Here is a 13565-nt window from a genome sequence, read left to right as displayed (position 1 = left end):
AACAAACAAAAGCTTGGTCAGTGCCTTATTTAATAGGCTTTAACCAAGCTTACTGTTTAATGATGATTTTGTCTTTATTAGGCTGGGCTTTTAACGGGCTTTCTCTTTTTTTGTGTTTTTAATGCCGTCAAAGCTAAACACAACCAATGCCCCCAGATAAAGGCAAAGGTAACAGCTTTATCTGCGGTAAACGCTTCGCCGTAGACCAAAACGGCCAGTAAGAACATTAGACTCGGGCCAATGTACTGGAAGAAGCCCAGAGTTGATAGTTTGAGTCGAGTCGCTGCGCCAGTGAAGCAAAGCAGAGGTAAGGTAGTCACAATACCTGCGGATAACAGCAGTAAGTTGAGTGTCATTGGGTTATTAGAGAAACTCGATGTCGCCGAATCTGCGATGAACAGAAGGTAGATGGCAGCTGCAGGTAACATAATGAGGGTTTCTACAAACAAGCCTGTTTGTGCATCTACACTGACCTTTTTACGCAGCAAGCCATAGAAGCCGAAACTAAGTGCCAGAGTAATGGCAACCACGGGCACAGAGCCAAAAGCGATTAACTGAACTAACACACCACCACTTGCCAGAGCGACAGCGAACCACTGAAGCTTACGTAATCTTTCACCAAGAAACAGCATACCTAAAATAACGTTGATGAGAGGGTTGATGTAATAGCCCAAGCTCGCATCAAGCATCATGTTAGAATTCACAGCCCAGATAAAAATAAGCCAGTTTAAGCCAACCAAAATACCGGTCGTCACCAAGTAGAACATCTTACTTTTAGAGCGCATCACATCGCGTACACTGCGCCAGTTTCGACCGAAATGAAGCAGCGCTGCTAACAAGAAGAATGACCAAACCACGCGATGGCTTAAAATTTCCAATGCCGAGACGCCATCCAATGATTTAAAGTAGATTGGGCGACTCCCCACATGGTGTATGCGCCGATGGCAAGTAGAACCCCTTGGCGGGAGCGTTGTTGATCGTCTGGTGTCATTCAGTAGTACTCTGATCAGTAAGTTATAGACAAGAGAGTCAGTATAAGAGTCGCTTAGTTAAACACCTAACAATTTGCAGTTTTATTCACCGCCATTCCCCACTACAATGTCCGTCCATAAATGTAGACACACCTTAATCGCGTTCAACAACGTTTCCAACAACAAATAGAGCTTTCATGACCTCCACACTTTTAGCTGAGCAACCTAATGCGGATTTACCTACGCCACAAAGCATCCTAGAGGATGTATTTGGCTATCAAGAGTTTCGCGATGGTCAGCAAGAGGTTATCGATGCTGCGGTTGCGGGGCTCGACAGCTTGGTCATTATGCCAACAGGTGGCGGTAAGTCGCTCTGTTATCAGATTCCGGCCTTGGTTAGAGAAGGGCTGACCTTGGTTATCTCGCCACTGATTTCTTTGATGAAAGATCAAGTGGACCAGCTTAAAGCCAATGGTGTGGCGGCCGAGTGCATTAACTCGACCATGACGCGCGAAACGCTAATCAGCGTTTACAATCGCATGAACAGTGGTGCGCTTAAGCTCGTGTATGTGTCGCCAGAACGTGTGCTGATGCCAGACTTCATCGAGCGGCTTTACAGCCTGCCGTTATCAATGATTGCGGTGGATGAAGCGCACTGCATTTCTCAATGGGGCCACGATTTTCGCCCGGAATATGCGGCGCTTGGCCAACTCAAACAGCAGTTCCCTCATGTTCCTTTTATGGCGTTAACGGCGACCGCTGATGATGCCACTCGCGTTGATATCACCACTCGCCTTAATCTTGTTGAACCGCACAGTTACTTGGGCAGTTTCGATCGCCCGAATATTCGCTACACGCTGGTGGAAAAGCACAAGCCGGTGTCGCAAATTGTTCGCTATCTGGAAACCCAAAAAGGGCAGTGCGGCATTATCTATTGTGGCAGTCGCAAGAAAGTCGAAATGCTGACCGAAAAGCTATGTAACAACGGCGTTCGAGCGGCTGGCTATCATGCCGGAATGGAGACCGATGAAAGAGCCTACGTTCAAGAGGCTTTTCAACGAGATGATATTCAAATCGTGGTGGCAACCGTGGCATTTGGCATGGGCATCAACAAGCCAAATGTACGCTTTGTTGTACATTTCGACATTCCGCGCAACATTGAATCCTATTATCAAGAGACGGGCAGAGCAGGGCGTGATGGCCTTCCTGCGGAAGCATGATGTTGTACGACCCTGCCGATATGGGTTGGCTGCGACGCATGGTGGATGAAAAAGACGATGGCCCGCAAAAGCAGGTCGAAAGCCACAAGCTGAATGCCATGAGCGCCTTTGCTGAAGCGCAGACTTGCCGACGCCAAGTTCTCCTCAATTACTTTGGTGAGTATCGCGAAAAGCCGTGTGGTAACTGCGATATTTGCCTAGATCCACCTAAACATTTTGATGCCACCGAGCAAGCGCAGAAAGCCCTGTCGTGTGTGTATCGAGTTAACCAAGGTTTCGGTATTGGTTATGTGGTGGAAGTGATGCGCGGTATGCAGAACATTCGTATCCGCGAAAACGGCCACGATAAGCTGTCGACTTACGGCATCGGCCGTGAACACAGTCACGATTACTGGGTCAGTATCTTCAGGCAGCTTGTTCACAAAGGCATGTTGCTACAAAACATCACGCGCAACTCGACGCTGCAGCTTACCGAAGAGGCAAGGCCGCTACTTCGTGGAGAGATGGCGTTAGAGCTAGCGGTACCGAGATTAGATACTGCAGCAAAAGCGGCGAAGTCTGACAAACTCATCAGCAAAAATTACGACAAGAAGCTGTTCGCTAAATTACGTAAGCTGCGTAAATCCATCGCTGATGAAGACGGTTTACCCCCTTACGTTGTGTTTAGTGATGCCACGCTCATTGATATGGCCGATATCTTGCCGACATCCTACGGAGAGATGTTGGCTGTCAGCGGAGTAGGCCAACGCAAGCTTGAGAAGTATGCCGATCCATTCTTAGATTTAATTCAGGAGCATTTGACCCACAATGGCTAATCAATTTGGTTTGCAGGAGTATTTGGCAGATGAAGGTAAAATCCTAATTACGGCGCCGCGATTTGATTTTGATACCTTCCCTGAACTTGGCGAGAAGTTGGTTTCAATGCTCTCTGCGAAAGTGGTAGAAAAGCAGTGGGATGCGGATATTCACTCGTGGTTGATTGACTTTGAAGACTGCCAGATGTTTTTGAAGGCGGAACACTACAGTGAATCACTGTGGTTAGAATCTTTGGCGATTGAAGAATCTCGTGAAGAATTTGATTATCTAGCGGGTTTGTTCGAGCGAGGTTTTTAGCGTTATCTCGAAAATTATCAATACAAACGTTTGCCTATTTTGTCATCGCTTGCAGCAGCAATTGGTTAATGTATAATCGCCCGCCGCGATATTGATCATATTCACAATATCGCTTCAATCTCTATTAACATTATTGGTGAGAGTCTTTCCTTATTAAGGAAGCAGGCTCGATTTGGGTTCCCTCACCCCCAAACCAAACTAAAAAGGTATCGCATGAGTAACTTTACCCCTGCGCAGCAGCGCAACGCCCTATTTTTTCTGGTTTTATTCCACCTGACCATCATTGCGTCAAGTAACTATCTAGTTCAACTACCCTTCACGGTATTTGGTTTCCACACAACGTGGGGCGCTTTCACTTTCCCATTTATCTTCCTAGCGACAGACTTAACCGTACGTATTTTTGGTGCACCATTGGCACGTAAGATCATCTTACTGGTGATGTTGCCAGCCTTAGCTGTTTCGTACTTCTTGTCGGTGATTTTCTTTGAAGGTCAGTTCCAAGGTTTCTCACAGCTTGGTGAGTTTAACTTGTTTGTGGCGCGTATTGCGGTAGCAAGTTTCATGGCTTACTTGCTTGGTCAAATCATGGATGTCCATGTTTTCAATAAGCTACGCCAACTGAAACAGTGGTGGGTTGCGCCAACGTGTTCGACCATCTTTGGTAATGCCTTAGACACCATCGCGTTTTTTGCCATTGCGTTCTACCAAAGTCCAGACGTATTTATGGCGGAGCACTGGGTTGAAATCGCTTGGGTAGACTATGTGTTTAAGATGATCATCAGCTTAGGCCTGTTTGTACCTATGTATGGTGTGTTACTGAACTTCTTGATCAAGAAGCTGACGACGGTGAAATCTGCGCAAGTGGTAGCGGCACCTTCGCATCAATAAACTGCTTGTTAGTTCAGGTAGAAAGAGAAAGCCCAAACAGTGAATGTTTGGGCTTTTTGTTATTCGTTAGAATGCCTAATTTGCTATAGAACCTTGTTCTTATAGAGCACAGCTTTTATAGGCCCCTACTTTTATAAAGCAGTAAGCGTTAAAGGCCAACCTATGTCTGATTGTCGGTTCGCTTCAATTTCTAGCTCGGCATATGTCAGAGGGTTACTCTCTAGCCAGTTAGAATCAATTGATAGCGTTAGGTTGTTATCTTCGGCTCTAAGTACAAAGTCAGGCTCGAGAGCCACGCTGCGACGATGGGTAAGCAGTACTGCCAGTCTTAGTAAGCGTAAAATACGCTTGGCGCTAAGATCGGAGACTGCATGTTGTTCAGGCAGTGATGAAATTTGGTCTTTGTAGCGACGAGCCACTTCAGCTAAAAGATGTTTTTGGGCACGAGTAAAGCCTGGCAGGTCGAGGTTCTTTAAAAGGTAAGCGTTGTGCTCGCCGCCTTTTTTAAAGTCGATAGTCAATCCAATTTCGTGCAGCTGCGCTGCGGCATCGAGTAATACCACGCCATGATTTTCCGCAATCCAGTCTTCACCACAGTATGCGAGCAGTTTGTCTGCCATAGCCGTGACTTGCTGAGCGTAACCCTGATCGATTTGATAGCGAGTCTGAACACTCGAAATAGTGCGAGAGCGAATGTCGTCTTGACGTAAACTATCGACCATTTCATAGGCCATGCCTTCACGAAGGGCACCACCGGCAAGCGTCATTGAGTCAATTTCAAGCAGTTCAAATATCGCGATAAGAATCGATAAGCCACTTGGGAAGACCAACGCTCGCTCAAGTGTCAGGCCTTCAATTTCCAGCTCTTCAAGGTGATCCGACAGCATCGCCTGTTTCTGTAGACGTTTAAGTTTGGCATGAGTAATAACCTCATCCATCCCTTGCGCCAACATGATTTCTTGTAGGGCTTGAACAGTGCCACTCGCTCCAACACACACATCCCAACCGATCTGAGTGTATTGCGCCAAAATAGGCTCGAGTGTCTTTTTGGCGGCTTCAATCGCAGCCTTAAAGTTTTTCTCAGACAGCTGTCTGTCCTTGAAATGGCGTTCAAGCCAAGTCACACAGCCCATCTTTAAACTGGTCAGTGCCTTAGCTTCAAAGCCTTCACCGATGATCATCTCAGTGCTGGCTCCACCAATGTCCACCACTAGGCGGCGGCCTAAACCACCCGAAGTATGCGCCACGCCTTTATAAATCGTAGCGGCTTCTTCTTCGCCAGAGATAACATTGATGTCGTAGCCGAGAATTTCATTGGCCTTTTTCAAGAAAACATCCACGTTAGTTGCGGTACGTAACGTTGCGGTACCGACAATGCGAATGTTCTCTTTTGGTATGTCTTGAAGCCTTTCTGCAAAGAGACGTAAGCAGTCCCATCCGCGCTGCATTGCTTCTTGGCTAAGCGCATTCTTGTCATCAAGACCTGCGGCAAGGCGTACCTTGCGCTTTATCTTAGCCATGGTTTGTATGCTCCCATCGATATGACGCACAACGAGCATGTGAAAACTGTTCGACCCGAGGTCGATGGCAGCATAGAGCGGTGATGAAACAGCGTTATTCATAAACAGTAAAGGCTTCCTTTTCTACTTTACACTTCTACTTAAAGCAGCGACGACTTATGCCGATTGACGCGGCTGACGTGGGCGACGGTTATGTGGCTTACGGTTACCAGAGCGAGAACCACCAGTGTTAGTGCGGCGTTGCTGTGGATTACGTGAGCGCATACGGATCGGCGCCGGTAGATCTTCAATCAATGCAGAGGCATCGTAGTCAGACACAGGAATAGTGTGCTCGATGTACTCTTCAATTGGCGGAAGGTTAATCGCGTAGTCTTCACAAGCGAAGCTGATTGAGTGACCGCTTGCACCAGCACGACCGGTACGGCCAATACGGTGAACGTAGTCTTCACAGTCGTCTGGAAGATCGAAGTTGAATACGTGCGTTACCTGAGGGATATGTAGACCACGAGCGGCAACGTCAGTGGCAACTAGAATATCCACTTCACCTTTAGTGAATTGCTCTAGGATTTTCTCACGCTTCTTCTGTGGGACATCGCCAGTCAGTAGACCAACACGATGACCATCTGCTGCTAGGTGGCCCCAAATGGATTCACACTTATGTTTAGTGTTGGCAAATATGATTGCGCGATCTGGCCATTCTTCTTCAATCAAAGTTTGAAGCAGTGCCATTTTGTGTTCGTTGGAAGGGTAGAATAGCTCTTCTTGGATACGGTGACCCGTCTTCTGTTCTGGTTCAACTACCACATGCTCTGGGTTGTGCATGTGCTCGAACGCCAACTCTTGTACTCGGTAAGAGAGTGTTGCAGAGAACAACATGTTCAGGCGATCTTGCGGCTCAGGCATACGGCGGAATAAGAAACGAATGTCTTTGATGAAACCAAGATCGAACATGCGATCGGCTTCATCAAGAACAACCGCTTGAATGTGGTTGAGGTTAAAGACCTTCTGCTTGTAGAAGTCGATGATGCGTCCTGTTGTACCGATCAGAACATCAACGCCACTTTCAAGCTTAGCCAACTGCTTATCGTAGCTTTCACCACCGTAAGCTAGGCCCGCTTTAATGCCTGTGCTCGCAATGAGTGGTTCAGCATCATTAAAGATCTGAATCGCCAGTTCACGCGTTGGCGCCATGATGATGGCTCTCGGCTGATTTGGCTTGCGACCTTCGTGCTCAGGTGTCGTTAGAAGGTGGTTAAAAGTAGCAGTGAGAAACGCTAACGTTTTACCAGTACCGTTTGGGCCTGGCCTGCGATGTCTTGGCCGGTGAGCAGTACCGGCAGCGCCTTAGCTTGAATTGGGGTACAAAAATCGAACCCTTTACTCTCCAAACCCTTTATAACTTGGGGGTGTAAGCCCAAATCGGCGAACTTTTGCTCTGTGATATGCGTCTTTTTCATCACTATAGAATATCAGCTAAAGCTTGCATTAAGAAAGTAAATACATTCCAATAGGGCATCAAATTGCTGGTTATCATCCAACCAGTTCTGAAAAAACACATTGGAGTGGAAGATGAGTGATAAGATTTTGCAGCTAACCGATGACGGTTTTGAGAATGATGTAATCAACGCTGCAGGCCCTGTTCTAGTAGATTTTTGGGCAGAGTGGTGTGGTCCTTGTAAGATGATTGCCCCGATTCTTGACGAAATCGCAGACGAGTACGAGGGTAAGCTCACTATCGGTAAACTAAATATCGATCACAATGCAGGAACACCACCAAAGTTCGGCATTCGTGGCATCCCAACGCTGCTTCTATTTAAAGATGGCAGTGTGGCAGCAACGAAAGTTGGTGCTCTGTCGAAGACTCAACTGAAAGAGTTTTTAGACGCTAACTTATAAGCCTATTATTAATAAAACCGTGCATTCGAACAAATGCACGGTTTTATTTTTGAAGGTCAACAAATTATGGACTAGGCTCCTATTTAGTGCTAGTTTATCGCACGTTAATTAAACAAACGTTCACTTCTTGGTCGATCCTGAGACCAAATCCATCTTAACTAAACTACAGATCCTATTTTGACTAAAAAAGCATCCACCACAATGAATCTAACAGAACTGAAGAACAGACCTGTGTCTGAACTTGTTAAGCTTGGCGAAAGCTTAGGCCTTGAAAACCTAGCGCGTCTAAGAAAACAAGACATTATCTTCGCCATCCTTAAAGCTCACGCAAAAAGTGGTGAAGACATATTCGGCGACGGGGTGTTGGAAATTCTTCAAGACGGTTTTGGTTTCTTACGTAGTGCGGACAGCTCATACCTTGCTGGCCCGGATGATATCTATGTATCACCAAGTCAAATTCGCCGCTTCAACCTGCGTACAGGTGATTCAATTGCGGGCAAGATTCGTCCACCTAAAGATGGCGAACGCTACTTTGCTCTATTGAAAGTTAATACTGTTAACGATGATCGCCCAGACAATGCTCGTAACAAAATCTTGTTCGAGAACTTAACACCACTTCACGCGAACGAGCGTATGGTGATGGAGCGTGGTAACGGTTCAACTGAAGACATTACGGCACGTGTTCTTGATCTCGCTTCACCTATCGGTAAAGGTCAGCGTGGTCTAATTGTTGCTCCACCAAAAGCGGGTAAAACAATGCTGCTGCAAAACATTGCACAAAGCATTGCATACAACCACCCTGAGTGTGAGTTAATGGTTCTGCTTATTGACGAGCGTCCGGAAGAAGTAACCGAGATGCAGCGTCTAGTTAAGGGCGAAGTGATTGCTTCGACGTTCGATGAGCCAGCGTCTCGCCACGTACAAGTTGCTGAGATGGTAATTGAGAAAGCAAAACGTCTTGTTGAACATAAGAAAGACGTGGTTATCCTGCTTGACTCTATCACGCGTCTTGCTCGCGCATACAACACGGTTGTGCCTTCATCAGGTAAAGTACTGACTGGTGGTGTGGATGCGAATGCTCTACATCGTCCAAAGCGTTTCTTCGGTGCAGCACGTAACGTAGAAGAGGGCGGCAGCCTGACTATCCTAGCGACTGCGCTAGTTGATACTGGCTCTAAGATGGATGAAGTTATCTACGAAGAGTTTAAAGGTACAGGTAACATGGAAATCCACCTGAACCGTAAGATTGCCGAGAAACGTGTCTTCCCTGCGATTGACTTTAACCGCTCAGGCACACGTCGCGAAGAACTTCTGACTAAGAATGAAGAACTTCAGAAGATGTGGATTCTTCGTAAGATCGTTCACCCAATGGGCGAAATCGATGCAATGGAATTCTTAATCGACAAATTGGCGATGACGAAGACCAACGATGAGTTCTTCGACGCAATGCGACGTCAGTAACAAGAATACAGAAATAAAAACGCCACCTTTTATAGGTGGCGTTTTTTATTTGCATTGTACAAATTTTGACATCACAATGATTGCAATGTTACATGGAGGTTAACATGCAACAAGGAATGTTGTTATCAGTGCTTTTATCGTTCATGGTATTTATGAATGCAGCTTTTGCGCAGGAGATACCGTCAGAGCGCGTTGATGCTTGGTTAGCAGATGAACAGCTCAATCAAAAAGCGATAGAACTCCTCGAATACACTCGAGACGATCAAATAGACTCGTTGAGTTTTGCCCTCGAGCGTCTCGCCCTTCCTCAGCAAGAGGCGGTGAAATTACTGTTGTTACGAGAAATCGAGCAACGGCAAATCATACTGTCTTCAAAAATGGCCATGTTCGTTGAGCAGCAAACTCAGGTCGTGCCAACCTACAAAGTTGTTGAACAAGGCGATGGATATGAGCTAACCCTACCGGCGTTTGATTACCCTGCGGTGGCCAATCGTATATTGCGTCGATGGCATCAAGATCAGCAAACGTTAGAAGTTATCTTGAAAGCAGAGCAAAAAGCGCTTGTTTTACAAGATTGGCTGATCGGTAGTGAGTATCTGGTTCGTAGTAAAGAGAAGATTTTGATTCAAGAGCTCGACAGCTTATCACCAGAAGCTTTGGACTTTATTACGGCTCAGCTGACACAAAGTTCTGTGACCAGTTGGTTACCTTCGACTCAAGTGATGATTCGTTTAGCTCAAGTCAGCCAAGATGAAGAGGTCTACAAGCTCTTGTGGCGTATGCGTGCCGACTTTTACAGTCAGGCTGAGCTCAAGCGCTTGGCTAAACTGGGTAGTGATTTCAGTACACAGCAATTGATGTTGGCCTCCAGCAATCCGAGCTTGAAACATTTAGCTCTCACCGAACTGACACAAGTGGCGCCGATGACGGATTCTGTAAAAGCATTTCTAGTGACTCGAATGGCACTAGAAGATGAAGCCCCACTGATCGCGAGAGAACTGGTAAGGCAAGGGCACTCTGGTTGGCTTCGAGATCTCGTTTCAACGAATCGTGATGTGAAGGTCAATCTTATTCAGCAGGCATTGGCACAGTAAGTTCTTTGCATCGATATGTGTTGAGTATCTTTGATACAAACTATTTCCACAAAGATAAAGAGGAACCTTAAGGTTCTTCTTTTTGTTACACTAAAACCAACTAAAACAAGCAGTAGAAGCCTCATGAGTTTTAAGGATTTACGTGACTTTTTAGACCACCTTGAAAAGATAGGTGAGCTAAAACGCATCTCTCATCCGGTCGACCCAGACTATGAAATGACCGAGATCAGCGACAGAACATTGCGAGCAAAAGGCCCAGCCTTATTGTTCGAAAACCCGATTGGTTCCGATGTGCCTGTACTGACCAACTTGTTTGGCACGCCAGAGCGTGTGGCTATGGGAATGGGGCGACAGGAAGTGAAGGAGCTTCGTGAAGTTGGAAAATTACTGGCTTATCTAAAAGAGCCTGAGCCGCCGAAAGGCTTCAAAGACGCATTGTCTAAGATCCCTCTATTTAAGCAAGTGCTCAACATGCCAGCGAAGCGTCTGCGTAAAGCGCCATGTCAGCAAATCGTTTGGCAGGGTGATGAAGTCGATCTCGATAAAATCCCAGTGATGAGCTGTTGGCCTGATGACGTTGCGCCGCTACTGACTTGGGGTTTAACGGTCACACGTGGTCCTAATAAAAAGCGCCAAAACCTTGGGATTTACCGCCAACAGAAAATTGGTAAGAACAAAATCATCATGCGCTGGCTAGCACATCGTGGTGGTGCTTTAGATTTACGTGATTGGATGGAAGAGCATCCGGGTAAACCATTCCCGATATCCGTCGCATTTGGTGCCGATCCTGCAACAATTCTAGGTGCAGTGACTCCAGTACCCGATACGCTTTCTGAGTATGCGTTTGCAGGATTATTGCGTGGTAGCAAAACCGAGGTGGTTAAATCTCTGAGTAATGACCTTGATGTACCGGCCAGCGCCGAAATCGTCATGGAAGGTTATATTGACCCTGAAGAGTACGCAGATGAAGGACCGTATGGCGATCATACCGGTTACTACAACGAAAAAGAGCGTCATCACGTCTTCACTATTACGCATGTCACTATGCGTGAAAATCCTATTTATCACAGTACCTATACTGGCCGTCCGCCAGATGAGCCTGCAGTTTTGGGTGTTGCGCTGAATGAAGTTTTTGTACCTATTCTTCAGAAGCAGTTTCCGGAGATCGAAGATTTCTACCTTCCGCCAGAAGGGTGTTCTTATCGAATGGCGGTTGTATCGCTTAAAAAGCAATACTCGGGTCATGCAAAACGCGTGATGATGGGCGTTTGGTCGTTCTTACGTCAGTTCATGTACACCAAGTTTGTCATTGTCGTCGATCACGATGTGAATACGAGAAACTGGGAAGACGTTATCTCGACGATGGTGTCGACGATGCAGTCAGACCAAGACATCGTCATGATTGATAATACACCGATAGACTCTCTTGATTTTGCTTCGCCAGTAGCAGGCTTAGGTTCAAAAATGGGTCTAGATGCCACTCGTAAGTGGGAAGCCGAAATTGCCATATCAAACCGTGAGCCGAACGAAAGTGGGTCAGTGGCTAGTGACTCTGTCGATATAGAGGCGATCAACGCATTGAGCGATTCGGTAGTTGATGTTGTTGTTCCTGCAGAGTCGAATGGTCAGTTTGTTATCGTGACAATGGATAAGCAGAAAGAGGGCGAATCGCGTCAACTGATTGATGCCGTGTGGCAGCAGAGTGCGTTGCCTCAAAGTCCAAAGTTTATCGTCGTATGCGACACCGATGTGAATGCCAAAGACTGGAATGACATTATCTGGGCAGTAACCACCCGCATGGATCCATCACGCGATACCGTCATTGCTAAAGATGGCTCTTCACGAATCGCGTTAGATGCAACAAACAAACTCGGATGTGAAGTGTCGCGAGATTGGGGTACACCAATTGAGAAAGATCCCCAGCTAGTGGCAAAAATCGATGAGATATGGGATAAGTTAGGTATCCTATGAGTTATATCGTCACTTTGCAGCCAAACAACATACAGTTTGAAGTGCAAAATGGCCAAACGATTCTGGAAGCGGCGCTCAACAGCAATATACCGTTTCCAAATCGATGTCAGGTAGGAGCGTGCGCAGCATGCTTGTGCCGAAAGCTTGAAGGCCAAGTCAGCTACCATCTAGAACCAATGCTTACAGAGAAAGAGCAACAACAAGGATGGATATTTGCTTGTCAGGCCATTGCAGAAAGTCATTTAGTCCTGACTCTAGAAGAGTAGGCAAGAGGAAGCCCATGACCACCCAATGTAAAGTTAAGTCTATTGAATCTTTAGCTGCGAACACTTATCGCATCTTATTACACCCAGAAACGCCTGTGACATTTAAAGCCGGTCAATACCTAACAGTCGTAATGGGCGAGAAAGACAAACGCCCATTCTCTATTGCAAGTAGCCCGTGTCGTCACGAAGGGGAATTAGAGCTGCATATCGGTGCGGCGGAACAAAACGCTTACGCGCTAGAAGTTGTCGAAGTAATGAAAGCGGCATTAGAGAACGACAGCGAAATTACAATCGATGCGCCTCATGGTGATGCGTGGGTACGTGAAGAGAGTGAAAATCCAATTCTGCTAATTGCTGGTGGAACAGGATTTAGCTATGTACGTTCAATCTTGGATCATTGCATTGCACAGAACAAGAATAACACTATCTACCTGTACTGGGGTGCGAAAGATGCTTCTCAGCTATACGCGAAAGCCGAGCTAGATAAAATCATGAGTGAACATAGCAATGTAACATTTGTACCTGTTGTAGAGTCTGCGCAAGATGCATGGTCAGGTAAAACAGGTAACGTGCTACAAGCGATTCATAGCGACTTTGATACATTAGAAAATTTCGACATCTATATAGCAGGTCGATTTGAGATGGCAGGAGCGGCACGAGAGCAGTTTACGCAGAACTTAAATGCTCAAAGTGACCAGATGTATGCTGATGCGTATGCATTTATCTAAAAATAGTTAATGTTATGTAGTAAAAAAGAGAGCAAATTGCTCTCTTTTTTTGTGTTTTGATGCTTTATTCATCGAAAACGCATTATTTTTAAATAATTTCAAAAAAGCGCTTGCGTAGCTCATGATTCTCCCTATAATGCGCATCCACTGACACGGCAGGCGCTACAAGGCTTCAGCTAAGTTCGGCAGGACAAAGCTTCTGATAAAGAGAAATTATTTTCGTTCTAAACAACGAGAATAAAAAAAGCAAAAAAGTGATTGACACTGACGCTTATCTCGCTAGAATGCACGTCCGCTTTGAGAGAAAGCTCTCAAGGCAAAGCTCTTTAACAATTTAAACCTATCAATCTGTGTGGGCACTCGTTGATGATAATCCAATTAGATACTTTGGTATCAATTAGGTTTCAATGAACTGAGTGACCAAACGAGTCGTAAGA

Annotated in this window: 9 protein-coding genes and 3 pseudogenes; 9 read left to right on the top strand and 3 right to left on the bottom strand. The window is 46.0% G+C overall.

Features of this window, described 5'->3' with window-relative positions; genetic code table 11:
- Positions 1-90: 90 nt before the first annotated feature.
- Positions 91-991 (bottom strand): annotated as a pseudogene (rarD, locus tag UA76_RS15990) (EamA family transporter RarD).
- A gap of 177 nt (positions 992-1168) precedes the next feature.
- Between rarD and recQ the strand changes: the two are divergent.
- From recQ to UA76_RS15975, 3 genes and pseudogenes are all read left to right on the top strand, one after another.
- A pseudogene (recQ, locus tag UA76_RS15985) lies at positions 1169-3006 on the top strand (ATP-dependent DNA helicase RecQ).
- A complete protein-coding gene (locus UA76_RS15980; protein ID WP_047048200.1) occupies positions 2999-3304 on the top strand; it encodes a DUF3630 family protein in 306 nt (101 codons plus the stop codon). Before recQ ends, UA76_RS15980 begins: the two are co-directional and overlap by 8 nt.
- 213 nt (positions 3305-3517) lie before the next feature.
- Positions 3518-4192, top strand: coding sequence for a 7-cyano-7-deazaguanine/7-aminomethyl-7-deazaguanine transporter (locus UA76_RS15975; protein ID WP_047048197.1), 675 nt, complete (start codon positions 3518-3520; stop codon positions 4190-4192).
- A 131-nt stretch (positions 4193-4323) separates the two neighbouring features.
- Here the strand turns inward: UA76_RS15975 and gppA are convergent, their stop codons facing one another.
- A complete protein-coding gene (gene gppA, locus UA76_RS15970; RefSeq protein ID WP_047048195.1) occupies positions 4324-5814 on the bottom strand; it encodes a guanosine-5'-triphosphate,3'-diphosphate diphosphatase in 1491 nt (496 codons plus the stop codon).
- 54 nt (positions 5815-5868) lie between these two features.
- Positions 5869-7169: pseudogene (gene rhlB, locus UA76_RS15965) on the bottom strand (ATP-dependent RNA helicase RhlB).
- Between the two features lie 112 nt (positions 7170-7281).
- Between rhlB and trxA the strand changes: the two are divergent.
- From trxA to fre, 6 genes are all read left to right on the top strand, one after another.
- Positions 7282-7608, top strand: coding sequence for a thioredoxin TrxA (trxA, locus tag UA76_RS15960; RefSeq protein ID WP_047048192.1), 327 nt, complete (start codon positions 7282-7284; stop codon positions 7606-7608).
- 201 nt (positions 7609-7809) lie between these two features.
- Complete coding sequence (rho, locus tag UA76_RS15955; protein WP_047048190.1) at positions 7810-9069, top strand: transcription termination factor Rho; 1260 nt, start codon at positions 7810-7812, stop codon at positions 9067-9069.
- A gap of 104 nt (positions 9070-9173) precedes the next feature.
- Positions 9174-10163 (top strand): hypothetical protein, encoded by a 990-nt coding sequence (locus UA76_RS15950; protein ID WP_047048187.1) that lies wholly within the window; start codon positions 9174-9176, stop codon positions 10161-10163.
- Positions 10164-10286: 123 nt separating this feature from the next.
- Positions 10287-12134: a 4-hydroxy-3-polyprenylbenzoate decarboxylase gene (gene ubiD / locus UA76_RS15945; protein WP_047048184.1), complete on the top strand. Its 1848-nt coding sequence runs from the start codon at positions 10287-10289 to the stop codon at positions 12132-12134.
- Positions 12131-12400: a 2Fe-2S iron-sulfur cluster-binding protein gene (locus UA76_RS15940; protein ID WP_047048181.1), complete on the top strand. Its 270-nt coding sequence runs from the start codon at positions 12131-12133 to the stop codon at positions 12398-12400. Before ubiD ends, UA76_RS15940 begins: the two co-directional genes overlap by 4 nt.
- 14 nt (positions 12401-12414) lie before the next feature.
- The gene (fre, locus tag UA76_RS15935) at positions 12415-13128 is read left to right on the top strand and encodes an NAD(P)H-flavin reductase (RefSeq protein WP_047048179.1); all 714 of its coding nucleotides are present in this window, start codon (positions 12415-12417) and stop codon (positions 13126-13128) included.
- Positions 13129-13565 lie beyond the last annotated feature (437 nt).

The sequence above is a fragment of the Vibrio mexicanus genome, from assembly GCF_001012815.1.
GTDB lineage: Bacteria > Pseudomonadota > Gammaproteobacteria > Enterobacterales > Vibrionaceae > Vibrio > Vibrio mexicanus.
This window is presented reverse-complemented; position numbering and strand designations above follow the sequence as displayed.

Coding starts and splice junctions, on each gene's coding strand:
- UA76_RS15980 (WP_047048200.1), top strand. CDS start 2,999: ATGGCTAATCAATTTGGTTTGCAGGAGTATTTGGCAGATGAAGGTAAA.
- UA76_RS15975 (WP_047048197.1), top strand. CDS start 3,518: ATGAGTAACTTTACCCCTGCGCAGCAGCGCAACGCCCTATTTTTTCTG.
- gppA (WP_047048195.1), bottom strand. CDS start 5,814: ATGAATAACGCTGTTTCATCACCGCTCTATGCTGCCATCGACCTCGGG.
- trxA (WP_047048192.1), top strand. CDS start 7,282: ATGAGTGATAAGATTTTGCAGCTAACCGATGACGGTTTTGAGAATGAT.
- rho (WP_047048190.1), top strand. CDS start 7,810: ATGAATCTAACAGAACTGAAGAACAGACCTGTGTCTGAACTTGTTAAG.
- UA76_RS15950 (WP_047048187.1), top strand. CDS start 9,174: ATGCAACAAGGAATGTTGTTATCAGTGCTTTTATCGTTCATGGTATTT.
- ubiD (WP_047048184.1), top strand. CDS start 10,287: ATGAGTTTTAAGGATTTACGTGACTTTTTAGACCACCTTGAAAAGATA.
- UA76_RS15940 (WP_047048181.1), top strand. CDS start 12,131: ATGAGTTATATCGTCACTTTGCAGCCAAACAACATACAGTTTGAAGTG.
- fre (WP_047048179.1), top strand. CDS start 12,415: ATGACCACCCAATGTAAAGTTAAGTCTATTGAATCTTTAGCTGCGAAC.